The 23,886-nt window shown below is 60.2% G+C and carries 24 protein-coding genes and 3 tRNA genes; 14 read left to right on the top strand and 13 right to left on the bottom strand.

Going from position 1 to position 23,886, the window contains the following annotated elements:
- Positions 1-11 precede the first annotated feature (11 nt).
- Both ACIROW_RS05315 and metG read right to left on the bottom strand, forming a co-directional pair.
- Entirely contained in the window at positions 12-491 is a 480-nt protein-coding gene (locus ACIROW_RS05315; protein WP_402273812.1) for a GNAT family N-acetyltransferase, read from the bottom strand.
- Between the two features lie 27 nt (positions 492-518).
- Positions 519-2,588: a methionine--tRNA ligase gene (gene metG, locus ACIROW_RS05310; protein WP_402272728.1), complete on the bottom strand. Its 2,070-nt coding sequence runs from the start codon at positions 2,586-2,588 to the stop codon at positions 519-521.
- A gap of 242 nt (positions 2,589-2,830) precedes the next feature.
- Between metG and apbC the strand changes: the two genes are divergently transcribed.
- The 7 genes from apbC (at position 2,831) to ACIROW_RS05275 (ending at position 7,814) form a co-directional block, all read left to right on the top strand.
- Positions 2,831-3,919 carry an iron-sulfur cluster carrier protein ApbC gene (gene apbC / locus ACIROW_RS05305; protein WP_402272725.1) on the top strand — a complete coding sequence of 363 codons (1,089 nt, stop codon included), beginning with the start codon at positions 2,831-2,833 and terminating at the stop codon, positions 3,917-3,919.
- Positions 3,920-4,005: 86 nt separating this feature from the next.
- Entirely contained in the window at positions 4,006-4,434 is a 429-nt protein-coding gene (locus ACIROW_RS05300) for a DUF4399 domain-containing protein (RefSeq protein ID WP_402272722.1), read from the top strand.
- 122 nt (positions 4,435-4,556) lie between these two features.
- Positions 4,557-5,969 carry a glutamate--tRNA ligase gene (gene gltX / locus ACIROW_RS05295; RefSeq protein WP_402272720.1) on the top strand — a complete coding sequence of 471 codons (1,413 nt, stop codon included), beginning with the start codon at positions 4,557-4,559 and terminating at the stop codon, positions 5,967-5,969.
- A gap of 73 nt (positions 5,970-6,042) precedes the next feature.
- Positions 6,043-6,118, top strand: a tRNA-Ala gene (locus ACIROW_RS05290).
- 109 nt (positions 6,119-6,227) lie between these two features.
- Positions 6,228-6,303, top strand: a tRNA-Glu gene (locus ACIROW_RS05285).
- 46 nt (positions 6,304-6,349) lie between these two features.
- Positions 6,350-6,425: transfer RNA gene (locus tag ACIROW_RS05280), tRNA-Glu, on the top strand.
- A 597-nt stretch (positions 6,426-7,022) separates the two neighbouring features.
- On the top strand, positions 7,023-7,814 hold the full coding sequence (locus ACIROW_RS05275) for an enoyl-CoA hydratase-related protein (protein ID WP_402272718.1): 792 nt from the start codon (positions 7,023-7,025) through the stop codon (positions 7,812-7,814).
- A 72-nt stretch (positions 7,815-7,886) separates the two neighbouring features.
- Here ACIROW_RS05275 and ACIROW_RS05270 read toward each other — a convergent pair whose 3' ends face one another.
- Positions 7,887-8,468, bottom strand: coding sequence for a DJ-1/PfpI family protein (locus tag ACIROW_RS05270; RefSeq protein ID WP_402272716.1), 582 nt, complete (start codon positions 8,466-8,468; stop codon positions 7,887-7,889).
- A gap of 83 nt (positions 8,469-8,551) precedes the next feature.
- The gene (locus ACIROW_RS05265) at positions 8,552-9,469 is read right to left on the bottom strand and encodes a LysR family transcriptional regulator (RefSeq protein ID WP_402272714.1); all 918 of its coding nucleotides are present in this window, start codon (positions 9,467-9,469) and stop codon (positions 8,552-8,554) included.
- A 174-nt stretch (positions 9,470-9,643) separates the two neighbouring features.
- Between ACIROW_RS05265 and ACIROW_RS05260 the strand changes: the two genes are divergently transcribed.
- From ACIROW_RS05260 to mmsB, 3 genes are all read left to right on the top strand, one after another.
- Positions 9,644-10,858: an ABC transporter substrate-binding protein gene (locus ACIROW_RS05260; protein ID WP_402272712.1), complete on the top strand. Its 1,215-nt coding sequence runs from the start codon at positions 9,644-9,646 to the stop codon at positions 10,856-10,858.
- Between the two features lie 82 nt (positions 10,859-10,940).
- Complete coding sequence (locus ACIROW_RS05255) at positions 10,941-12,449, top strand: CoA-acylating methylmalonate-semialdehyde dehydrogenase (RefSeq protein WP_402272710.1); 1,509 nt, start codon at positions 10,941-10,943, stop codon at positions 12,447-12,449.
- Positions 12,450-12,482: 33 nt separating this feature from the next.
- A complete protein-coding gene (gene mmsB, locus ACIROW_RS05250; protein ID WP_402272708.1) occupies positions 12,483-13,376 on the top strand; it encodes a 3-hydroxyisobutyrate dehydrogenase in 894 nt (297 codons plus the stop codon).
- A gap of 168 nt (positions 13,377-13,544) precedes the next feature.
- Here mmsB and denD read toward each other — a convergent pair whose 3' ends face one another.
- Positions 13,545-14,519 carry a D-erythronate dehydrogenase gene (denD, locus tag ACIROW_RS05245; RefSeq protein WP_402272706.1) on the bottom strand — a complete coding sequence of 325 codons (975 nt, stop codon included), beginning with the start codon at positions 14,517-14,519 and terminating at the stop codon, positions 13,545-13,547.
- 125 nt (positions 14,520-14,644) lie between these two features.
- Here denD and ACIROW_RS05240 point away from each other — a divergent pair, with 125 nt between their 5' ends.
- Positions 14,645-15,433, top strand: a complete 789-nt coding sequence (locus tag ACIROW_RS05240) for a FadR/GntR family transcriptional regulator (RefSeq protein ID WP_402273810.1) — start codon at positions 14,645-14,647, stop codon at positions 15,431-15,433.
- Between the two features lie 72 nt (positions 15,434-15,505).
- Here ACIROW_RS05240 and ACIROW_RS05235 read toward each other — a convergent pair whose 3' ends face one another.
- The 5 genes from ACIROW_RS05235 to ACIROW_RS05215 form a co-directional block, all read right to left on the bottom strand.
- Positions 15,506-16,075 (bottom strand): DUF4865 family protein, encoded by a 570-nt coding sequence (locus ACIROW_RS05235; RefSeq protein WP_402272704.1) that lies wholly within the window; start codon positions 16,073-16,075, stop codon positions 15,506-15,508.
- 155 nt (positions 16,076-16,230) lie between these two features.
- Complete coding sequence (locus ACIROW_RS05230; RefSeq protein WP_402272702.1) at positions 16,231-16,647, bottom strand: MarR family winged helix-turn-helix transcriptional regulator; 417 nt, start codon at positions 16,645-16,647, stop codon at positions 16,231-16,233.
- A 154-nt stretch (positions 16,648-16,801) separates the two neighbouring features.
- A complete protein-coding gene (locus tag ACIROW_RS05225) occupies positions 16,802-17,377 on the bottom strand; it encodes an elongation factor P (protein WP_402272700.1) in 576 nt (191 codons plus the stop codon).
- A 164-nt stretch (positions 17,378-17,541) separates the two neighbouring features.
- A complete protein-coding gene (gene earP / locus ACIROW_RS05220; RefSeq protein ID WP_402272698.1) occupies positions 17,542-18,717 on the bottom strand; it encodes an elongation factor P maturation arginine rhamnosyltransferase EarP in 1,176 nt (391 codons plus the stop codon).
- Between the two features lie 97 nt (positions 18,718-18,814).
- Positions 18,815-19,606 (bottom strand): SDR family NAD(P)-dependent oxidoreductase, encoded by a 792-nt coding sequence (locus tag ACIROW_RS05215; protein ID WP_402272695.1) that lies wholly within the window; start codon positions 19,604-19,606, stop codon positions 18,815-18,817.
- A gap of 94 nt (positions 19,607-19,700) precedes the next feature.
- Here ACIROW_RS05215 and ACIROW_RS05210 point away from each other — a divergent pair, with 94 nt between their 5' ends.
- The 3 genes from ACIROW_RS05210 (at position 19,701) to ACIROW_RS05200 (ending at position 21,914) form a co-directional block, all read left to right on the top strand.
- Complete coding sequence (locus ACIROW_RS05210) at positions 19,701-20,657, top strand: GNAT family N-acetyltransferase (protein ID WP_402272692.1); 957 nt, start codon at positions 19,701-19,703, stop codon at positions 20,655-20,657.
- 138 nt (positions 20,658-20,795) lie between these two features.
- On the top strand, positions 20,796-21,272 hold the full coding sequence (locus ACIROW_RS05205; protein ID WP_402272690.1) for a MarR family winged helix-turn-helix transcriptional regulator: 477 nt from the start codon (positions 20,796-20,798) through the stop codon (positions 21,270-21,272).
- Between the two features lie 216 nt (positions 21,273-21,488).
- Positions 21,489-21,914 (top strand): organic hydroperoxide resistance protein, encoded by a 426-nt coding sequence (locus tag ACIROW_RS05200; RefSeq protein ID WP_402272688.1) that lies wholly within the window; start codon positions 21,489-21,491, stop codon positions 21,912-21,914.
- A gap of 93 nt (positions 21,915-22,007) precedes the next feature.
- Here the strand turns inward: ACIROW_RS05200 and ACIROW_RS05195 are convergent, their stop codons facing one another.
- Genes ACIROW_RS05195 through cydB form a run of 3 tightly spaced genes read right to left on the bottom strand, consistent with a single transcriptional unit; the run spans position 22,008 to position 23,864 of the window.
- Positions 22,008-22,505: a DUF2867 domain-containing protein gene (locus tag ACIROW_RS05195; protein WP_402272686.1), complete on the bottom strand. Its 498-nt coding sequence runs from the start codon at positions 22,503-22,505 to the stop codon at positions 22,008-22,010.
- A gap of 7 nt (positions 22,506-22,512) precedes the next feature.
- Positions 22,513-22,692 carry a cytochrome bd-I oxidase subunit CydX gene (cydX, locus tag ACIROW_RS05190; protein WP_402272683.1) on the bottom strand — a complete coding sequence of 60 codons (180 nt, stop codon included), beginning with the start codon at positions 22,690-22,692 and terminating at the stop codon, positions 22,513-22,515.
- A gap of 29 nt (positions 22,693-22,721) precedes the next feature.
- On the bottom strand, positions 22,722-23,864 hold the full coding sequence (gene cydB / locus ACIROW_RS05185; RefSeq protein ID WP_402272681.1) for a cytochrome d ubiquinol oxidase subunit II: 1,143 nt from the start codon (positions 23,862-23,864) through the stop codon (positions 22,722-22,724).
- Between the last annotated feature and the right edge of the window lie 22 nt (positions 23,865-23,886).

The following is a 23,886-nucleotide window of genomic DNA, read 5'->3' as shown; positions in this document are numbered from 1 at the left end:
GAGGCAGGGAGTTAGTTGCGCAGCCAGCGACGCATCACGATGGGCGACGGCTCCATCGGATTGGCGCGGGTGTATTCCAGTTCAGGGGCGATTTCAAAACCGAAGGCGGCGTAGACGTCGAGCAGTTGTTCCTGATCGCTGCGGACCGCCAGGCGCAGTTCGCCAATGTCGGCGGCCAGGGCGCGATGGATCAGGGCCTCCATCAGATGTTGCGACAGGCGTTCGCCACGATAGTCGGGCAGGATGCCCATGCGCAGGATTTCCCAGACGTCGAGTTCGGTGTCCAGCGGCAACCAGCGCACCGAGCCGGCCGGTACGTCGCTGCGCAGCAGCACGAAGCCGCCGCCGCGTTGCAGGTCTTCGGCGACGCGTTTGGGTTCTTCACGGTGGCCGCTCGAACTGGGCGCAACCTTGTTGGCCCAGCTGCCGCGCGTGAGCTCGGCGATCAGCTCCGCATCGTCGACGGTGGCTTCACGAATCAGAAGGTCAATGTCTGCCATGGCGAGTGATCGCTGAGATTAACGAACCCGCATGCCCGGCTCGGCGCCCGGCCACGGATTGAGCACATAGATGCCCGGCTTGGCTTTTTCATCCTTGGCGGAAGCGGCCAGCACCATGCCTTCGGAAATGCCGAACTTCATCTTGCGCGGCGCCAGGTTGGCGACCATCACGGTCAGCTTGCCGACCAGCTCTTCCGGCTTGTAGGCCGAAGCGATGCCGGAGAACACGTTGCGGGTCTTGCCTTCGCCGGCGTCCAGCGTCAGGCGCAGCAGCTTGGTCGAGCCTTCGACGGCTTCGCAGTTGACGATCTTGGCGATGCGCAGATCGATCTTGGCGAAATCATCAATGCTGATTTCGGGGGCGAGTTCTTCGATGCCGGCATCAGCCGTTTCGGCAGGCGTTGCAACAGCAGCCGCTTCAGGCGCATCGAACAGCGCATCCAGCATCTTCGGATCGACGCGTTGCATCAGATGGGCGTAGGCATTAATGACGTGACCGTCAGGCAGTGCGGTCTGGACGTCGGCCCAGGTGAACGGCGCGACGTTGAGGAAGCCTTCGACTTGCGCTGCCAGTTGCGGCAGCACCGGTTTCAGGTACACGGTCAGGATGCGGAAGGCTTCCAGCAGGCGGCTGCAGACTTCATGCAGTTGCGCGTCCTTGGCGGTGTCCTTGGCCAGTTCCCATGGCTTGTTGGCGTCGACGTAGGCGTTGATGACGTCGGCTTGCTCCATGATCGCGCGCAGGGCCTTGCCGTATTCGCGTTGTTCGTAGAGCGCCAGGATGTCCGGTGCGATGCCGCGCAGCTTGGCCAGGAAGGCATCGTCGGCAGTTGCCCACGCGGTCGACAGCTTGCCGTCGAAACGCTTGGCGATGAAGCCGGCGGCGCGGCTGGCGATGTTGACGTATTTGCCGATCAGGTCGGCATTGACGCGTGCCACAAAGTCGTCAGGGTTGAAGTCGACGTCTTCCACCTTGGCGTTGAGCTTGGCGGCAATGTAATAGCGCAGCCACTCCGGATTCATGCCGATGTCGAGGTAGCGCAGCGGCGAGATGCCGGTTCCGCGTGACTTCGACATCTTTTCGCCGCTGACGGTGATGAAGCCGTGCGCGAACACGTTGGTCGGCGTCTTGCGGCCGGCGAACTTGAGCATGGCGGGCCAGAACAGCGTGTGGAAATACGTGATGTCCTTGCCGATGAAATGATATTGCTCGGTCTTGTCGTCGGCCATGAAGGCGTCGAAGTCGCGGCCGGTCTTCTCGAAGTAATTCTTAAGCGAAGCCAGGTAGCCGATCGGCGCGTCCAGCCAGACATAGAAGTACTTGCCCGGCGCGTCAGGGATTTCAATGCCGAAGTAGGGCGCGTCGCGGCTGATGTCCCAGTCGCCCAGGCCGCTCTCGCCATCCAGCCATTCGCGGCACTTGTTGGCCACTTCCGGTTGCAGGCGGTTGTTGTCCAGCGCCCATTCGCGCAGGAAGGCCACGCATTTCGGATCCGACAGCTTGAAGAAGAAGTGTTCCGACGATTTCATCACCGGTGTTGCGCCCGACAGGGTCGAGTACGGATTCTTCAGGTCGGTCGGCGCGTAGACGGCGCTGCAGTTCTCACAGGAGTCGCCGTACTGGTCCTTGGTGCCGCACTTCGGGCATTCGCCCTTGATGTAGCGGTCCGGCAGGAACATGCTCTTGACCGGGTCGAAGAACTGGTCGATGGTCTTGGTCGTGATCAGCTTGGCATCGTCGCGCAGGGCGCGGTAGATGTCTTGCGACAGCTGGTGGTTTTCCTGGCTGTCGGTCGAGCTCCAGTTGTCGAAGGCGATGTGGAAGCCGTCCAGGTATTGCTTGCGGCCGGCCGCGATGTCGGCAACGAACTGCTGCGGCGTCACGCCGGCTTTTTCAGCCGCGATCATGATCGGTGCGCCGTGGGCGTCGTCGGCGCCGACGAAATGGACTTCATTACCCTGCATTCGTTGGAACCGGACCCAGATATCGGCCTGGATATATTCCATGATGTGGCCGATGTGGAACGCGCCGTTGGCGTAGGGAAGGGCGGTGGTAACGAAAAGTTGGCGTGGCGATGAAGTGCTCATTGGCAATGCGTGCTTGGGTTGGTGATCAGGAAAGAGGGTCATTTTAGCAGCCGCAGGGGCTTTGGCGCAGGGTTGATCCATAAACTAGCCGCAAACAAGCCGGAAGCAAGCCGGTGAAAACGGCGATTTTCATGTTTGCATGGCAATTTTTCGTGAAGCTTGCCGTATCGATGCGGCAACCTCGGCGGCGCTATTGGTTTAGACTTGCGGGTGCATTGGAAAAGGTCCATCAAGGAGAGGTAATGAGCATCACCGCAGAAGTCGTCAAAGCAGCGCTGTCCCAGGTCATCGACCCCAATACCGGCAAGGATCTGGTGGCGGGCAAGTCGGTCAAGAACATCCAGGTCACCGGCGTCGATGTCGCCTTCGACGTCGAGCTGGGTTATCCGGCCAATAGCCAGATCGAACCGATTCGCAGCGCCGCCGAGGCCGCCGTGCGGGCGGTTGAAGGCGTTGGCGCGGTCAAGGCCAATGTCTATTTCAAGATCGTCGCGCATGCGGTGCAGCGCGGCATCAAGCTTAAATCCAACGTCAAGAACATCATCGCCGTGGCTTCCGGCAAGGGCGGCGTCGGCAAGTCGACCACCGCCGCCAACCTGGCGTTGGCGCTGGCCGCCGAAGGCGCGCGCGTGGGCATCCTCGACGCCGACATCTACGGTCCGTCGCAGCCGATGATGCTGGGCATCGACGCCAAGCCCGAGACCAAGGACGGCAAGACCATGGAGCCGCTGGAAAACCACGGCCTGCAAGTGTCGTCGATCGGCTTCATGATCGATCCGGACGAGCCGATGGTGTGGCGCGGCCCGATCGTCACGCAGGCCTTGCAGCAGCTGCTCGACCAGACCAACTGGCGCGACCTGGACTACCTGATCGTCGACATGCCGCCGGGCACCGGAGACGTGCAGCTGACGCTGTCGCAGAAGGTGCCGGTCACCGGCGCGGTGATCGTCACGACGCCGCAGGACATCGCCTTGCTGGACGCGCGCAAGGGCCTGAAGATGTTCGAGAAGGTTGGCATCCCGATCCTGGGCATTGTCGAGAACATGAGCACGCACATCTGCTCCAACTGCGGCCATGCAGAGGCGATCTTCGGCAGCGGCGGCGGCGAGAAGATGTGTGCCGACTTCGGCGTCGATTTCCTCGGCGCGTTGCCGCTGACGATGGCGATCCGCGAGCAGACCGATTCCGGCCGTCCGACCGTGGTGGCCGAGCCGAATGGCGCGGTGGCTGAAATTTACAAGAACATCGCGCGCAAGGTCGCTGTCAAAGTGGCGGAAAAAGCCAAGGACATGACCAGCAAGTTCCCGAGCATCGTGATCCAGAACGACTGATCGATTGATCGATTGGTCGGTCGGTCAATGCCGGCGACGCCATGGGGGGAATCCCACTAACGTAGAACGCAGCAAGGAGAATTGCCATGACATCCCTGAAATCCCTGACATTCCGCCCATCCCGATTCGTCACGACCCTGTTCGCCGCATCCGTCCTGTTCGCCGCGGCAGCCCAGGCGGCCGAGCCGTCGGTGTCGTTCACGGCGCCGATGGACGGCGCCGTCGTCACCAGTCCGTTCGACGTCAAGTTCGCCGTCACCGGCATGGAAGTCAAGCCGGCCGGCGAGATGGCGCCCAACACCGGCCATCATCACCTGCTGATCAACACCGGTCCGATCGCCAAGGGGACGCCGATTCCGATGGACGACACCCACCTGCATTACGGCAAGGGCCAGACTGAAGCGAAGGTGACGCTGCCGCCGGGCAAGTACAAGCTGACCATGCAGTTCGCCGATGGTGCGCACCAGTCCTACGGTCCGGCTTTGAGCAAGACCATCAACATCACCGTCAAGTAAAACCACGCGTCGCCTGCCGTCTGCCGTCGCTGCGTTCCATCGCAGCGGCTGACGCGGTAAAATGGCGGCTTTCCGATCAGACTGACAACGGCTTTGGCGTTCCAAGGCCGTTTTTATTTATCATGACATCCACAGCACCTACCACGCCCGTCCGCACCCGCTTTGCGCCCAGCCCGACTGGTTATCTCCACTTGGGCGGCGCACGCACGGCCTTGTTCTCGTGGGCTTATGCGCGCCGTTTCGGTGGCACCTTCATCCTGCGCGTTGAAGACACCGATCTGGAGCGTTCCACCCCGGAAGCGGTGCAGGCCATCATCGAGGGCATGCAGTGGCTGGGTCTGGCGCATGACGAAGGCCCGTTCTATCAGATGAAGCGCATGGACCGTTACCGCGAAGTGGTGGCGCAGATGCTGCAACAGGGCAGCGCCTACCATTGCTATTCCTCGCCGGAAGAAGTCGAAGCCATGCGCGAACGCCAACGCGCCGCAGGCGAGAAGCCGCGTTACGACGGCACATGGCGCCCCGAAGACGGCAAGACCTTGCCGGCGATCCCCGAAGGCCGCAAGCCGGTGGTGCGCTTCCGCAATCCGCTCGACGGCGACGTCACCTGGGACGACGTGGTCAAGGGGCCGATCACGATTTCCAACCGTGAGCTGGATGATCTTGTGATTGCGCGTCCGGATGGCACGCCGACCTACAACTTCTGCGTCGTGGTGGACGATTGGGACATGAAAATCACCCACGTGATCCGCGGTGACGACCACGTCAACAACACACCGCGCCAGATCAACATTCTCAAGGCGCTGGGCGGCACGCTGCCGCTGTACGGCCACGTGCCGATGATCCTCGGCGCCGACGGCGAGAAGCTGTCCAAGCGCCACGGCGCGGTCAGCGTGATGGATTATCCGGCGCAAGGTTTCCTGCCGGAAGCCATGCTCAACTACCTGGCGCGCCTGGGCTGGAGCCACGGCGACGAAGAAATTTTCTCGATGGAACAATTCTGCGAATGGTTCGACCTCGACCATTTGTCGAAGTCGCCGGCGCAATTCAATCCGGAAAAACTGGCCTGGCTCAACAACCACTACATCAAGCTGGCCGACAACGAGCGCCTCGCTGCGCTGGTGCGTCCGCTGCTGGAAAAAGAAGGCGCGCAGTTCGACGGCGCGCCGGCGTTGGCGCAGGCCATTGCATTGCTCAAGGAGCGCGCCAATACCGTCAACGAACTCGCTCCTGCGGTGCTGATGTTCTATCGTCAGCCTGCACCTGATGCTGCACTGGTGGCGCAACACATCACCGACGCCATCAAGCCGGCGTTGCAGGATTTCGCTGCACGCTGTGCGACGGTGGAGTGGAGCAAGGCGGCGCTGGGCGCAATGATCAAGGAAGTGCTTGCTGCCCACACGCTGAAGATGCCGTTGCTGGCGATGCCATTGCGCCTGATCGTGGCCGGTCAGTTGCAGACGCCGGCGATTGACGCGGTGTTGGAATTGTTCGGCCGCGAAGCGGTGCTGGCGCGTTTGCAAAACTATTTGTAATAAAGAAGAGGGTTTTTCCGAAAACCCTCTTGCTATTTACCAATGCATGTTGCATAATCTCGCTTCTTCGCAAGGGGGTATAGCTCAGCTGGGAGAGCGCTTGCATGGCATGCAAGAGGTCAGCGGTTCGATCCCGCTTACCTCCACCAGCGACTCAGTAGTAACTGAGTAGTAGAAGTAGCAGTAAGATGCAGGTAACAAACTGTGATGCCACACAGTCGTAGTACGGTAACAGCTGCGGGACATGATGTATGCGATGTCCCCATCGTCTAGAGGCCTAGGACATCACCCTTTCACGGTGAGTACGGGGGTTCGAATCCCCCTGGGGACGCCAGCTTTTACAAAGTGCTATTGAATGGTTACTGCAGTACAGGACAATTGTCCCCATCGTCTAGAGGCCTAGGACATCACCCTTTCACGGTGAGTACGGGGGTTCGAATCCCCCTGGGGACGCCAAAATAAAAATGCCCGCTTATGCGGGCATTTTTATTTTGACGTCCCCAAGTGATGTGCCTGCGCACATCACGCGGGGGATTCGAAGGGTTTCGCCTGCTGGCGAAACCGCGGCCTGCCGAAGGTAGGCGAATCCCCGGACGCGCAGCGTTCGTTAGCAGACCGGCGATCCTGCTCAAAAGAAAAATAATCCCAAGAAAAAACAGCAATGTTTCGGCAAAGCCGAAACGAGCACGCCCGCAAAGCGGGCGAACCGGCGTTCGAGTCAGCGCCGTCAATGAATCAATCCAAGAAAAAACAGCAATGTTTCGGCAAAGCCGAAACGAGCGCGCCCGCAAAGCGGGCGAACCGGCGTTCGACCCAACGCCGTCAATCAGTCAATCCAAGAACAACAGCAACGTTTCGGCAAAGCCGAAACAAGCGCGCCCGCAAAGCGGGCGACCCCCGCCGCAAATCCAGCAGCAACCACCACCACCTTTGTCCTTCCAAAGACAACCCATCCCCCCATTTCCCGCTAATCTCCTCACCCACATCCCCTTGATCGCATTTTTCTTTTACCATCAGCCATCAAGCAATCAATAAAAGACAAAGGAGCCCACCATGAGCCAAGCCGCCGATCTCACCATCGACGAGCGCGGGGTAGCCACCATCACCCTGAACCGCCCCGAAGTCCACAACGCCTTCGACGACCTGCTGATCGCCCATCTGATCGACCTGATCGGACAAGCGCGCGACAATCCGCAAGTCAATGTGCTGGTGCTGGCCTCGACCGGCAAATCCTTCTCCGCCGGCGCCGATCTCGGCTGGATGCGCCGTATGGCCGACGCTTCGCGCGAAGACAATCTCAAGGATGCGCACCAGCTCGCCGCGCTGATGGAAAACCTCAACAATTTTCCATGCCCGACCGTGGCCCGCATCCAGGGCACCGTGATGGGCGGCGGCGTCGGCCTGGTATCCTGCTGCGACGTCGCGATCGCCAGCGACAACGCCTTCTTCGCCTTGTCGGAGGTCAAGCTCGGCCTGGCGCCGGCCGTCATCAGCCCCTACGTGATCGCCAAGATCGGCACCTCGCAGGCGCGTCGCTACTTCGTCACGGCGGAGCGCTTCTCGGCCATCCGCGCCGCCGCCATCGACCTGGTGCATGAAGTGGTGCCGGCCACCGAGCTGGAAGCAAAGACAGAGCAAATCATCGCCACCTTGCTGGCCAACGGTCCGCAGGCAATGCGACGCGCCAAGGAATTGGCGCAGGTCGCCAACCCCTTGCCGGCCACGCCGGCGCTGCGCGATTACACCACCGGCGTGATCGCCGATCTGCGTGCGTCGGAAGAGGGCAAGGAGGGTTTGCGCGCCTTCCTCGAAAAAGAATCACCGGCCTGGATTACCAAAGCCTGAGCGGCATCTGCAGTAAATAAAAAAGCCGCAGCCCGTCACAGGCTGCGGCTTTTTAACGGGCGAAGCGAAAGACTACAGCTTGATCTCCGTACCCAACATCTTGAGGAATTGCGCCAGCCATTCCGGATGACCCGGCCAGGCCGGCGAGGTGACGAAGTTGCCGTCGGTGATGGCGCTATCGACAGCGATCTCGGCATAGTGGCCGCCGGCCAGTTTGACTTCCGGTGCGCAGGCCGGATAGGCCGAAATCTTCTTGCCTTCGATCACGCCCGCCGCCGCCAGCAATTGCGCGCCGTGGCAGACCGCCGCGATCGGCTTCTTGGCTTCGGCGAAATGGCGCACGATGGCGATCACCTTGGCGTCCAGGCGCAGGTATTCCGGCGCGCGGCCGCCGGCGATGACGATGGCGTCGTATTTGGCCGGATCGACCTCGTCGAAGCTGGCGTTGAGAGCGAACTGGTGACCCGGTTTTTCGGTATAGGTCTGGTCGCCTTCAAAGTCATGGATGGCGGTCTTGATCTTGTCGCCCGCCTTCTTGCCGGGGCAGACAGCGTGCACGGTGTGGCCGACCATTTGCAGCGCCTGGAACGGCACCATGGTTTCGTAATCTTCGGCAAAGTCGCCGGTCAACAATAAAATCTTCTTTGCTGCCATGCTGATCTCCTTGTGTTCGAGCCGGGGGGGGGCTCAGGTGGGATTGCGAACAACTCAATACAATGCGCGCTGGTTGCGCGTTCTCATTTCATCCAGGTCATCTGACGCGACCTCCCCATCAAAAATTCCTTATTCGGTTCCATGCAGTCGCGCAGGTAACTCCACAGCGCCGACACCCGCGCCACGTGCCGCTGCTCGCTGGCGGCGACCAGCCAGAACGAACGCTTGATCTCGACTTCATCAGGCAACACAGGCACCAGGTCATCCGATTGCTGGGCCAGGAAGCAGGGCAGGATCGCCAACGCCTGGCCGCTGCGCGCCGCCGTGTACTGTGCAATCACGCTGGTGCTGCGGAAGGCGCGAAACGCCTCGGGCGCGATGTTTTCCTTGTAGCGCAGCTCTTCACTGAACACCAGATCGTCAATATAGCCGATGAAGGCGTGCGGTTCGAGATCGGCCACGCTGCGCACGGGTGGATGGCTGCCCAGATAGCCCGGGGTGGCGTACAGCCTCAAGGCATAGTCCGCCAGTTTCGTGACAACGTAATTACCGCTGACCGGCCGCTCGATGGTCACGCTGATGTCGGCCTCGCGCTTGGACAGGTTGACGAAGCGCGGCATCGGCAGCATGTCCACCGAGATGTGCGGATTGCGCGCGCAGAAGTGGGCGATATGCGGCGCCAGCACGAAGGTGCCGAAGCCTTCCGTCGCGCCCAGGCGCACCTGGCCCGACAACAGCCTGTTATGGCCGCCCAGTTCTTCGGCAGCGGCGTAGACCGTGCTTTCTATCTTTTCCGCGTATTCGACCAGACGGTAACCGTCTGCGGTCAGGCTGTAGCCGTGGTTGTTGCGGTCGAACAGCTGGCTGCCAACCTGTTCTTCAAAGCGCTTGATGCGCCGCGATACGGTCGAATGATCGATGCCGAGTTTCTTGGCGGCATCAACCAGGCCCTGGCTGCGTGTAAGTTCGAGGAATACCCGCAGGTTGTCCCAATCCAGCATCTTGTCTCCGTTGTACGTGCTTGTGCATTGTTGTGAGCCGTTTGCATTGCGTTTGCAATTATGCAAAAGGCTTTTGAATTATTGGTTATTGTAACGATATTAACGCACATGCAAAATGAGGCTCGAAATCGCCGCAGAGCAATTTCATAAAAAACATATAAACGAGGAGACTCAATGCAAAAGAACATCCGCGCCGGCCTCGCCGTCGCCGCGCTTTCCCTGACCTGTATTGCCGGCGCCGTCCAGGCGCAAAATTCAGACACCGTCAAAATCGGCATCCTGACCGACATGTCCGGCCCGTACTCCGCCATGGGCGGTCAGGGCTCGGTAGTTGCCGCCAAGCTGGCGATCGAGGATTGCCTCAAGGCCGAATGCAAGGGCATGAAAATTGAAGTCCTCTCGGCCGACAACCAGAACAAGCCCGACGTTGGCGTCACGCGCGCGCGTGAATGGCTGGACCGCGACAAGGTCGAGGCGATCGCCGACCTGACCAATTCGTCGGTGGCGCTGGCCGTGCAAAAGCTGATCAAGGAAAAGGGCGGCATCGCCATGTACAGTGGTCCCGCCACCGGCGCGCTGACCACGGCCGAATGCGCGACCAATGGTTTCCACTGGATGTTCGACACCTATTCGCAAGCGGCCGGCGCGGCTGCTGCGCTGACCAAGCTGGGCAACAAGTCCTGGTATTTCGTGACTGTCGACTATGCTTTCGGCCACTCGCTGGAGAAGGATGCGTCCGACGTCGTCAAGGCCAACGGCGGCACCGTGCTGGGTTCGGTCCGTCATCCGCTGAATGCTTCCGACTTCTCGTCCTTCCTTTTGCAGGCGCAGGCTTCCAAGGCCCAGGTGATCGGCCTGGCTGACGGCGGCACCGACGTCGTCAATGCCATCAAGCAGGCGCGTTCGTTCGCCGTGGGCGGCAAGGATCAACGCCTGGTGGCGCTGCTGGTGTTCCTGTCCGACGTCCATGCACTCGGTCTCGATGCAGCCCAGGGCCTGGTCTACACCGACGGCTTCTACTGGGATTACGACGAACAGACGCGTGGCTTCTCCAGGCGCTTCGAAGCGCAGTTCAAGAACAACAAGCCGACCATGGTTCAGGCCGGCGTGTATTCCAGCGTGTATCACTTCCTGAAGGCGCGCGCCGCCGCCAAGACCTCCGACTGGAAAGTGGTCTCGCAAAAAATGCGCGAGATCCCGATCAGCGACGTTGTCATGCGCAACGCTTCGATCCGTCCCGACGGCCGCGTGATCCACGACATGTACCTGTACCAGGTCAAGTCGCCGGCTGAATCGAAGGCGCCCTGGGATTACCTGAAACTGTTGTCGACCATTCCGGCACAACAAGCCTTCCGTCCGATGGACGCGGCCTGCCCGCTGGTCAAATAAGTTTTTCCGGGAGTCGTGTTTTACCTGCCATACATCTCCGACACGACCCCGGTTTCTTCTTCATCACTATGGAAAATGCATCATGAGCCAAGCCAATATTCCTAACGTTCCCCTGTACATCAACGGCGAACACGTCCAGTCGACTTCGAAAGAATGGCGCGACGTGATCAATCCGGCCACGCAGGAAGTCGTCGCGCGCGTGCCGTTCGCGACCAAAGAGGAAGTCGACCGCGCCGTCGCCAACGCCAAGGAAGCGTTCAAGACCTGGCGCAATACTTCGCTGGCGCAACGCATGCGCATCATGCTCAAGTTCCAGCAACTGCTGCGCGACAATATCGCACCGCTGGCCGAGATGATCACCCGCGAACACGGCAAGACCCTGCCGGACGCCGAAGGCGAAGTCATGCGCGGCCTCGAAGTGGTTGAGCATGCCTGCTCGATCACCTCGCTGCAATTGGGCGAACTGGCCGAGAACGTGGCCGGCGGCGTCGACGTCTACACCATTCACCAGCCGATCGGCGTGGGCGCCGGCATCACCGCGTTCAACTTCCCGGTGATGCTGCCTTGCTTCATGTTCCCGATCTCGGTCGCCTGCGGCAACACCTTCGTGCTGAAGCCGTCCGAGCAGGATCCGACTTCGTCGCTGTTCCTGGTTGAACTGGCCAACAAGGCCGGCCTGCCGCCGGGTGTGCTGAACGTGGTTCACGGCGGTCCGGAAGTGGCCAACATGATTTGCGACCATCCCGATATCAAGGCCGTCTCCTTCATCGGTTCGACCAATGTCGGCACTCACATCTATCGTCGCGCCAGCGAAGCCGGCAAGCGCGCGCAGTGCATGATGGGCGCCAAGAATCACTGCATCGTGCTGCCTGATGCACCGAAGGACCAAGCGATCAACAACCTGCTCGGCGCGGCATTCGGCGCCGCCGGGCAGCGTTGCATGGCCAACTCGGTGGTGGTCCTGGTCGGCAAGACCAAGGAATGGATCCCGGAGATCGTCGAGCGCTCCAAGGCCATGAAAGTCGGCCCGGGCAGCGATCGCAAGGCCGACGTCGGCCCGCTGGTTTCCAAGGCTGCCAAGGAACGTGTCGAGCGCCTGATCGGCGTCGGCGTGGAGCAGGGCGCCAAGCTGCTGCTGGACGGCCGCAATTGCAAGGTGCCGGGCAACGAGTCCGGCAACTTCGTCGGCCCGACCGTGTTCACCGGCGTCAAGGCCGGCATGGACATCTATGAACAGGAAATCTTCGGACCCGCGATGTGCATCGTCGAAGTCGAAACCCTGGACGACGCCATCGCCTTCATCAATGCCAATCCGAACGGCAACGGCACCTCGATCTTTACCTCGTCCGGTTGGGCGGCGCGCAAGTTCCAGAATGAAATCGACGTCGGCCAGGTCGGCATCAACGTGCCTATTCCGGTGCCTGTGGCGTACTTCAGCTTCACCGGCTCGCGTGCTTCCAAGCTCGGCGACCTCGGCCCGAATGGCAAACAGGCAGTGATGTTCTGGACGCAGACCAAGACCGTGACGGCACGCTGGTACGCACCGGACGAAGAAGCAGGTCAGGTCAACACGACGATTTCGCTGAAGTAAGCAGCCAAAGACGAAGAGGAAGAGGAGAACAACATGAGCGCCGATATCGTTTTCATTGGCCTGGGCAACATGGGCTTGCCCATGGCGCAGAACCTGGTCAAGGCGGGTTATTCGGTCAGCGGGCATGACCTGGTCAAGGCCAGCGTCGACAAGCTGGTCGAGCGCGGCGGCGTCACTGAAGCCGACGCCATGGCTGCAGTAACCAAAGCCAAGGTCGTCATCACCATGCTGCCGGCCAGCAAGCACGTCGAATCGATTTACCTCGGCGACAAGGGCATCCTGGCCCACATCAAGCCCGGCACCTTGCTGATTGACTGTTCGACCATCGCGCCGGAAAGCGCCCGCAAGGTCGCCGCCGCTGCGCTGGAAAAAGGCTACACCATGCTGGATGCGCCGGTCTCCGGCGGCACCGGCGGCGCCACCGCCGGCACGCTGACCTTCATGGTCGGCGGCACCGACGACGGCTTCGGTCTCGCCAAACCTTATCTCGAAAAGATGGGCAAGGCGATCTACCACGCCGGCGCCAGCGGCAGCGGCCAGACCGTCAAGGTGTGCAACAACATGTTGCTGGGCATCCTGATGATCGGCACCTCCGAAGCGATCCGCCTCGGCATCGCCAATGGCATGGACCCCAAGGTCCTGTCGGAAGTGATGTCCAAGAGCTCGGGCCGCAACTGGACGCTGGAAGTCTACAATCCCTGCCCCGGCGTGATGGAAAATGCGCCGGCATCGAAGGGCTACGCCGGTGGGTTCGGCGTCGATCTGATGCTCAAGGATCTGGGTTTGGCGGTGGAGAATGCATTGGCCACCGGCAGCAGCGTGCCGATGGGTGCGCTGGCGCGCAATCTGTACGACATCCACAGCAAGTCGGGGTCCGGCGGACTGGATTTTTCCAGCGTGTTCAACATGCTGGCGAAAGCAAAGTAACAGGAAGTTGTTGCTGTTGTACTGAAGGCCGTGGCGGGGAACGACGCGGCCGGCAGTCTCCCATTCAGCGCGGATTTGTCCGCGCTTTTTTTATGGGGTGGCAGATGATGTATCAAAAAAAACGGCGCCATTGCAGGCGCCGTTTTTTTACGAAATGAGCGGAAGAACTTATTTCTTCACTTCATCCTCGATATGCGCCTTCACGATGCCGGCGAAATCGCTGTCCGCCGTGAAACCCAGCGCCTTGGCGCGCTTGGCCTCAAAGCTGCCCGGCCAGGAGTTGACGATGCGCTTGATGGCGTCGTCTTCCTTCCATTCGATCAGCTTGACGACGTCGGCACCGGCAACCTGTTCCAACGCATCGACCATCTGACGCACGGACACCGACAGGCCGTCGATGCTGAGGAAGCGCGCCAGGCCAAGGTCGGCGCCGTTGATTTCATGGCCGTGGATCAGGTTGTCGATGGCTTTGCGCGGCGACATCAGCCACATGCGCGTGTCGGGCGCGACCGGGCAGACCGATGGCTGGCCGTTGAGCGGTTCACGGATGATGCCGCTGGCGAAGCTCGACGCGGCCTTGTTGGGGGCGCCCGGACGCACTGAAATGGTCGGCATGCGCAGCGCGCGGCCGTCGATGAAACCCTTGCGGCTGTAGTCGTTGACCAGCAATTCACCCATCACCTTTTGCGCGCCGTAGGAACTCTGCGGCATCAGCAATGCGTTGTCCGGCACTTGCGCCGGCAGGTCGCCGCCGAACACCGCCACCGAGCTGGTGAACACCACGCGCGGCTTGGTGCCCAGCGCGCGGGCGCGTTCCAGGATGAGGCGGGTGGCGTCGAAATTGATCTTCATGCCGAGTTCGAAATCAGCTTCGGCCTGGCCGCTGACGATGGCCGCCAGATGGAAGATCGATTGCGTGTCCTTGGTGATCGCGCGTTCGATGACGGCGGCATCGGCGATGTCGCCAACCACTGCGTCAATGCGCGCGTCGTCGAAGCCTTGCGCGGCCACGACGTCAAGCAGGGTGATGCGGCTGATGGTCTGCTGCTTGCCGTCGCTGCCGGTCAGCTGACCGCGCTTGAGCAATTGACGCGCCAAGCGGCTGCCCAGAAAGCCGGCGCCGCCGGTGATAACGATATGCATTTTATCTCCTCGATTTTTACGATGTGCAGGGAATGAATTCCGAAAGTTGTCATACAACTTTGCAGCCAGTGTAAAAAGAAAGCGGTATCATGTCAATCAACATGAAAAATACTCAGCTTTCGAAGATGGCTTCGCGCATCGCTTCGCCAGGACCGCTCGATTCCGCCAAGGGCACACTGGCCGATCGCGTGACAGGCGCATTGTACGAACAGATCCGTCAGGGTGATTTCGCGCCCGGCGCACGCATGCCTTCCGAGAATGAATTGACTGAACGCTTCCAGGTCAGCCGCACCGTGATTCGGGAAGCCATTTCTCGTCTCAAATCGGAAGGCCTGGTCGGTTCGCGCCGGGGCAGCGGCACTGTCGTCCTCGCGCCGAACAATGCGACGCCGTTCCGGCTCGACATCGATGTGCAGGATTCGATCCAGGCGGTGCTGCGCGTGATCGAGTTGCGCCGCGGCGTCGAGGGCGAGATGGCGGCACTGGCGGCGCAGCGCCGCACCAAGGCGGAGAATCAGCGCATCCGGCAGGCGCTGAAGGATATCGACAAGGCGGTGCTGGAAGGCCGCGACGGGGTGCCGGAAGACTTTGCTTTCCACGCAGCGATTTCCGAGGCCGCGCACAATCCGCTGTACACCTCGCTGCTGCAGTTCCTGAGCCAGTTCCTGCAGGCGGCGATTCGTGTGGCGCGGATCAATGAGGCGCGTCGCGAGGATTTCAGCCAGCAGGTGCGCAATGAGCACGCCGTGATTGCGCAGGCGATTGACGACGGCGACGCCGATGCAGCGCGCGCGGCGGCCTTGCGTCACATGGAGAATTCGGCGCAGCGCATCCAGGCTGCGGATACCGCGTTCTGGGCCAGCGAAGGCGGCAAGGCCGCGCGGCGTCTGGCGCAGACGAAGGGGCTTAAATAGAGCGCAGCCGGCCCCGGCAAGACTTGTTTCCGCTGTGCCCAAGGCGCCGCCGGCGATTTCCCGCGCATTGAATCAGACCCCGAGTTCCTTCTTCAGCGCGGGCGCGGAAAGGTGGGCTACTTCAAGGATTTTGCTGCCGTGCGACGGGGATTGAACCGGCCGTGCCTGCCACAGCGCTATCCTCATCAGCTTCCAGTTATTGGTATCCAGCCCGACGAAAACCGAATGCAGGTCGTGTTCGCAGATCATCGCTTCTGCGTCGGTAGCGTGCAGTTCGCAAAGCTGCGCCAGGTCGACGTCGGCAGGAATGTCGATGAATTGCTGAGTCGCGAACGTCGGCGTTTGTGCGACCGCCGCTCCTTTTAAAAAGGCGACCTTGTTCCAGCGCTGCACAATCGGGCGACCGTATTTGGCGACTACCGCGCGAAATGCATCCGACAGCAGGAAGTCGCTCATGCCGTCGAGCTGATCCCAGAGATAGAACGGGGTATAGCGCGCCGGGCTGCCGTCGATGGCATCGGCGACCAGAAAGGCCTTGGAGTACAGCCCCGGCAATTGGTCGAAGCGGCTGCCAATTTCTCTGACGCGCGCTCTGACTGGTTCTGCATCTGGGACATCAAATCCGTATTGCATTGCAAACATGGTGTTCTCCTTGAGGTTGGATGGAATTCCGATAAGTCGGACCTGAGCGTGTCAGGCGGGATCATTGGTGAAAAGCGAAAAAACGCCTTCATCAATATAATTAGCAATGCAACTATATGGGGTAAAAATAAGCGCAAACACGCGCACGAAAACAATCACTCCAGGGCTGAACGTACGTCCCTGATTTTCAGGACGGCATCGGCAAATTCCTGCTTGCCCAGGATCTTGCGGATCTTCTCCGCTGCGCCGCCCGCCGATGCATTCAGCGCCACCTTGATTTCAACCCCGGCGGGCGTCGGATACACCGAGATTTCCCTGCCGTCGCCGTCGGTCCTGCGACGCTCAAGCAAACCTTTTTGCTCCAGCGTATCGAGCGCACGTGTGGTGGTGGAACGGGCGATGGCAAGCTCCGCCGCCAATTCACTTTGCAGCATTCCCGGCCTGTCGATGATGGCCCTGAGCATGAAACCCTGCGGCGCGGTCAGGCCGAACGGCGCAAAGGCTTCCGCCCACTCGCGCTCCAAGCGGCGGGACAATGCTGCGGTATTGAAATAGAGGCAGTGATCAAACATGGATTCACAATACTGCAAATTAGTTCGCAATGCAACTATATTGAAAGGACAATGAGGTTTTTTGGAAAAAGGGGGGAGGGAGCAACGACTGACCGAGGATGAAAAAAGCCGCGAAGAACGCGGCTTTTTTACTTGTACTGCGGAACAGCTGAAATCAGTTACGCACAACTTTCTTGTATTCGTTGGTGCGTGTGTCGATTTCGATCTGGTCGTCCTGGCTGACGAACAGCGGGACCATCACGACGATCTGATTGCCTTCGATCGCGTTTTCGATCTTGGCTTCCTTCAGGACGTTGCCCGAAGTATTGCCCTTGACGGCTGGTTCCGAGTACACGACCTGGCGCACGATGGTGGTTGGCAGTTCGACCGAGATTGCCTTGCCGTCATAGAAGACCGCTTCGCATTCCATGCCGTCCTTCAGGTAGCCCAGTGCGTCGCCCAGGTTTTCGCCTTCGATTTCGAACTGGTTGTATTCGGAGTCCATGAACACGTACAGCGGATCGGCGAAGTAGGAGTAAGTCACTGCCTTCTTGTCCAGCACGACCACGTCGAACTTGTCGTCGCCGCGGAAAACGTTTTCCTGTGGGCTGTTGGTCAGCAGGTTCTTCATCTTCCACTTGTAAGTGAACCCGGTGCGGCTCGAGCCGTTAACGTCGGAGCGCAGGACGATCATTGGCTTGCTGTCGACCATAATGATGTTGCCGACGCGAATTTCTTTTGCAAATTTCATAGCGAATATACGTAAAAAGTAGGTTGCGTAAAAATCTTCTGTAGCCTACTGGCAGAACCACACCGCAAGCCCACGTACGATTGAATTGATGTTGAATCGATGATGCCTAAAAATTAGCCCTATATTTTAACCCATTTCCGGGCCGATTTTGCTGTTACTCGTGGTTACTTGCGCACCGACGCCGCAAACTTCAGCAAATTTGACGTCAAATCGCCATTTGCCAACAGCTGTTGCCGCCATTCCATGGACAGATCGGCAAGCTGTGGCAATTCGGCAGCAAGCAGCGGCCAGCGCGTCGCCATGTCGGTCTGTTCCGTGAAGGCGCCGTTCCAGGTCAGCATCATGGCTTGCATCGCCGGTGTGGCTGCTTTGTAGATGGCGAGGAAAGCCTTCAACTTGATGTGGTGCAAGTTTTCATCCTGCGGGTAGATGTGCCAGACAAAAGGCTTGCCGGCCAGCTGCGCACGCACGAAGGAGTCCTCTCCACGTACGAAGTTGAGGTCGCAGGCCCACAACAGCTTGTCGTAATCAGGTTGCGGCACGAACGGCAGCACGCGCACCGTCAGCGCGCCCTGCGTGGCATGGGCGCCGGCAACCGGTGTCCGGCCAAGGAAGGCTTGCACGGCGTCGGTCGCGACGCCTTCCGGGACGAGGCAGGTGACGGCGTGGTCGCCGTCGCCCCAGGCGGCGAACAGGTCCGTGATCGGCGCCTGCGGATAGCAGAACAGCGAGACCTTGAGCGCAGCCGTCTCGGCCTCGGTTACGCCGAATTGCGCAAGGAAGCCGGCGGCGGCGCGCGGATCGGCAAGAAAAGCGTCGCGTCGTTCAGTCAGGCCGGATTCGATCTGCAGGCCGCCGGTGCGTTGGTTGAATCCGGGAAAGAAGAAGTACTTCGTCAACGGCAGTTGCGGATGCGGCGAAGGCAGCGTGTGGCAGCCTTCCACCCAGGTTTCCGCCGTCAGGCCTTCCAGGTTCAGCCAGACCGGACGTGGCGCGCATTCCGACATGGCCTTGATATAACCGGGCGGGATGTTGCAGGCAAAAAACTCGATCACGATGTCCGGTATGTCAGCGACGCCGAATACGCCGTCCTGATCGCGCCAATGCCGGACGACGACGCCTTGAATTTCCTGCGTCTCACAAGCGGTCGCGACCTCCGGGCAGATCCGCTGAAAACTCTTCAGATCGTCGACCCATAAGGTGACGACAACCCCGTGTTCCTTTTGCAATTGCCGCGCCAGCCGCCAGCAGATACCGATATCGCCATAGTTGTCGACCACCTTGCAGAACAGGGCGAGGGAGATGGCGTGCGGCGCCTGCGAGGATGTTGTTGAAAGCATTTCCGGAGTGTGCGGGATGTCGGAGGGCAAGAAATAAGCGGCATGAGTGCGACCATTGAGACCGCAGTCAAGCTGGTCCGCATGATACAGGATGGGCTCACGAAGCGAGGAATCCGCCATCTGCTGCCAGCACGTGTCCGACGACGTACGATGCTGCGCCGGACAGCAGCCATAACACGGCTTCGGCGACTTCCTCCGGTTGCCCCATGCGTCTGAGCGGCAAGCCTGCGGCCACTGCGGACATGTCGGCAATGCCTGATGAAAGCATCATGTCGGTGACCACCCTGCCGGGAGCGATCGCGTTGATGCGGACGCCGTGGGGCGCATATTCCATGGCCGCCGACCGCATCAGCGAGATGGCGGCCGCCTTGGAGGCGGAGTAGAGGGCAAGCCCCGGATTGGGATTGCGTACGCCGCTGACGGAGGTATTGATGACGATGCTGCCGTTGCCGCGAGCCGCCATCGGCGGCAATTGGTATTTCAGGCACAAGAACACGGCACGCACGTTGGCGTCGAAGATGGCGTCGTAGACAGCGGATTCCTGCGCGTGCAGGGATGCCCGTCGTTCCTGTCGCCCGGCATTGTTGAAGGCTGCGTCCAGGCGTCCGAATTGCGTCAGTACGGTGTCGATCAGTCGTTGAAGGTCGCCTTCCTGCGTCACATCGGTTTGCACATAGAGGCTTTGTGCACCGGCGGCGCGGCATTCGGCGGCCACGGCTTCTCCCTCCGGCTGACGCCGGCCTGCAATCACCACGGCGCTGGCGCCCGCACGCGCCATGCGAATCGCAGCGGCACGACCGATGCCGCTACCGCCTCCGGTCACCAGGGTAACTTGTCCGGTCATGTCGTACGGACGGGCGCTGCATTCCTTTTGCGGCATCGTTTCCATGGCATTTCTCCTGAGGGGCGCATTTGAATCACAATAATCTTCCCGTGATTTATAGTTGTATAATACAACTATATAAAAACGAAGGATGAAAAATATGCAAAAACCAGGCTCTCCGCCGGACCTTTCTTTTGTCGACGGCATCCGTACCGCTTCGCGCCGGATGGTGCGCGAATTGGGCTTCATGCAATCCACGCTGGCGGCGACCGACTATCCGCCGTCTGCCGTGCACGCCATTATCGAGATCGGCGCGCGCAAGTCGATGAGCGCAGCACAGCTTGCCGAATTCCTCGGTCTTGAAAAGTCCAGCGTCAGTCGTATGGTGCGCAAGCTGGTCGAGGCAGGGGAATTGCAGGAGCGGGCCAGCGACGTCGATGGCCGCGTCAAATGGCTGGCGTTGACGCAGCAAGGCCGCCGTACGCTGACTGCCGTCCAGGCGTTCGGCCGCAAGCAGGTCCTCGGGGCGCTCGAACAATTGAGTGCGGATCAGCAAGACGCCGTAGCGCAAGGGCTGAGTGTCTATGCGCTGGCGCTGGAGGCGCGCCGGTCAGGCGAGGCAATCGTGCACGCCGACGAGATTCGCATCGTCGCCGGTTATCAGGCTGGTGTGATCGGCCGTATCGTTCAGATGCATGCGATGTTTTACGCGCGCAGCGTTGGCTTCGGCTGCTTTTTCGAGAGCAAGGTGGCGGCGGGACTGGCAGAATTCGTACCGCGTCTGGATCATTCGCGCAATGGTTTGTGGCTGGCGGTGCAAGGTCAGCGCATCGTCGGCTCGGTGGCCATCGACGGCCAGGATCTGGGCGACAACAAGGCGCATTTGCGTTGGTTCATCGTCGATGACGGTCTGCGCGGAGCAGGCGTGGGGCGCCGTCTGATGGCGGCGGCGATGGCGTTTTGCGATGCACAGGGATTTGCGTCGGTGCAGTTGTGGACTTTCCAGGGATTGGATGCGGCGCGCCGTCTGTATGAGAGCTGCGGATTCCGGCTCAAGGAAGAATGGCCGGGAGCGCAGTGGGGCAAGGAGATGGTGGAGCAGCGCTTCGAGCGGTGATCCTTTTCTGTTGGCGGCCGGCAGGGAGGGGGTCTTGCGCATCGGCAAGTATCTGCAAGTTTGTTGTATTTTTAAATCAATGCAGATTTCTATTTAAATTGCTTGCAATTTAATTTTTGGCTATGTATTATTCACTCCATGGCAAACGCAAACACATCGAAGAACGCAGCAGCGATTGATCAGGCCCTGATGCTTGAAAATCAATTGTGCTTCGCCATGTATTCGGCGTCACTGGCGATGACCAAGGTCTACAAGAAGTTGCTGAAGGATCTCGACATCACTTATCCGCAATACCTGGTCATGCTGGTCTTGTGGGAAAAGGACGAAGTCACCGTGTCCGACCTGGGCGGCAAGCTGTTCCTCGATTCGGGTACGCTGACGCCGTTGTTGAAGCGCATGGAAGCGATGGGTTTGCTGCACCGCGCCCGCGACACTGAAGATGAGCGTCGCGTCGTGGTCCGGCTCAGCCAGGATGGACGTGCCCTGCGCAAGCGGGCGATGGCGGTGCCGGAGCGGCTGATGTGCGCCTTGCCGCCACTGGAGCAAGTCGCCAACCTGCGCGAGCAATTGAAAGATCTGCGCAAGGGCTTGCTGGACGACGCCGAGGGTTCTTGATGCCGTTGTGTGCTTCTGGTATCTGCAGGAGCAGTCGTATTTCGTTTTACTCGCTTATTATTTATATTGTTAGCAATTTTATTGTTTAAAATTTAAATTCCTTGCAGTTTGCGGCGTTTGGGATTTAAATGAATTTTTTACCCTGGTTTCAACCCTGAATTACCAATAATCGATGCCTCCCCGCATCTTCTTCTGAACCACTCGAAAGGAAACAAAATGAAAATCGAAAAAGCACTCTACCAAGCGACTGCAACTGCAACCGGCGGCCGTGAAGGCTCGGCCAAGTCGTCCGACGGCATCCTGGACGTCAAGCTGACCACACCAAAAGAACTGGGCGGCGCAGGCGGCAACGGTACCAATCCTGAACAACTGTTCGCAGCCGGTTACTCGGCTTGCTTCCTGGGCGCGATCAAGTTCGTCGGCGGCCAGGAAAAGATCGCCATTCCTGCTGACACCAGCATCACCGGCACCGTCGGCATCGGCACCATTCCAGGCGGCTTCGGCATCGAAGTGGCACTGAACATTTCCCTGCCGGGCCTGGATCGCGCAGTTGCACAATCGGTGATCGACAAGGCGCATCAAGTCTGCCCATACTCGAACGCCACACGCGGCAACATCAACGTGACACTGACACTGGTTTAATACTGGTATCAATTTCACACATCGCGATCATCGATGAAAAAAGCCCCGCCGGTCAAACGGCGGGGCTTTTTGTTTTTACGGAACAAGTAGAGTTCAGCTACGCAAGTTGTTCAGCATCGCCGGCACGATGCACCGGTGAAACGGCATGATCACACCGAGATAGGCGCGGCCGAGCAACTGATTGGTGCGTACTGCCGTGGTCAGCGTCAGCTGGGCCGGTGACGTCGGTGTGGCGGCATCGCGCCGGACCCAGACACGGAAATCCAGATGCTTGTCGTCGAAGCCGAGCTGCACCAGGTCGTCGTTCTGCGCAATGATCGGAAAACCCGCCACGCCACTGTGCCTGTCGTCGCCGACCTGCATGTCGGCTGCGCGCAGGCCGAACACTGCCACCGCGCGATTGCGGATCGACACCAGTAGCGTGACCCAGGACGGCGCGCGACGGAACATCTGTTCAGCCAGTTGGGCAGCCGACTGGCGTGCTTGTTCATCGCTGAGGGCAATGCGGAATGCATCGGCAAAACCGGCGCCGGGCAGCGCCTGCAGCAGGGCGGCGTCGGTATCGACGAGGTGGGCGGAAGGTGTTTTCATCGCGGCCTCACGGTTTGAGCGGACGTTTTTTTGCCAGCTCGGCCTGGGCGCTGGCGGCGACAAAGCGTTCGCGGGTTTCGTCTTCCTTGCGGCGGCCGAAGGCGTAGTTCGCCTCCAGCCACATGACGTTGATGATGCCGAAGGCCAGCGCCAGGCCGACTCCGAGTATCCAGGCAAAATACCACATGATGTTCTCCTTCTCGACGATGTAATTGGTTAGTAGGCGGTGTGTTCGTTGTCGGCGATGTGCTTGAGCGTCACCTTGCCGCGCATGACGCGATACACCCAGGCCGTGTAGAGCATGATCAGCGGCAGGAAGAACAGCACCAGCCAGAACATGATCCCCAGCGTCTTGTGACTTGACACCGCATCCCAGACCGTCAGGCTGCTGCGCGGGTCCAGCGACGACGGCATGATGAACGGAAACATGGCGGTGGCTGCGGTCAGGATGATGCCGGTCACCGCAATGCCGCTGCTGATGAAAGCCAGCCGCGCCTTGCGCCACGCGCCGAAGATCAGCACCAGCAGCAATCCGGCGATGGCGGCGATCGGGATCGCCTTGGTGGCGGGCCAGCGCGTGTAGTTTTCCATCCATGCGCCGGAGACGATTTCAACCGTCTTCGCCAGCGGCATGAAAGCGCTGTTGGCGCTCGGCATGTCGGTGATGCTGTAGCCGTCGACGCCGTACGCGACCCAGAAGCCGGCCGCGACGAACAAGGCGAGGGTGGCGAGTGCGCCCCACAGTGCAATCTTGCGCGCGCGCACTGCAATCGCCGCTTCGGTCTTCACCATGATGAAGGTGGCGCCGTGGGTCAGCAGCATCGCCACGCTCAGCACGCCGGCCAGCAGGCCGAAGGGATTGAGCAGTTCGAAGAAGCTGCCGGTGTATTCCACCCGCATGGTGTCGTCGTAGTGGAACGGCACGCCCAGCAGCAGGTTGCCAAAGGCCACGCCGCAGATCAGCGGCGGCACGACGCCGCCGACGAACAGGCCCCAGTCCCAGGCGTTGCGCCAGCGCGGATCGGCCACCTTGCTGCGATAGTCGAAGCCGACCGGGCGGAAGAACAGCGAGAACAGCAGCACCATCAGTGCGATGTAAAAGCCGGAGAAGGCGGTCGCATAGACCAGCGGCCAGGCCGCGAAGGTGGCGCCGCCGGCGGTGATGAACCAGGTCTGGTTGCCTTCCCAGGTGGGGCCGATGGAGTTGATCAGCACGCGGCGTTCGGCATCGGTCTTGCCGACGAAGGGCAGCATCATGCCCACGCCGAAGTCGAAGCCGTCGGTCAGCGCGAAGCCGATGATGAGCACGCCGACGAAGGCCCACCAGATGATTTTTAAGGTTTCGTAGTCGAAGATCATGAGGATTTCCTTGTGTACTTCT

Origin of the sequence: Herbaspirillum sp. NPDC101397 (assembly GCF_044767325.1) — a bacterium.
GTDB lineage: Bacteria > Pseudomonadota > Gammaproteobacteria > Burkholderiales > Burkholderiaceae_D > Herbaspirillum.
The sequence above is the reverse complement of the archived record's forward strand: the minus strand, read 5'-3'. Positions and strand labels throughout refer to the sequence as shown.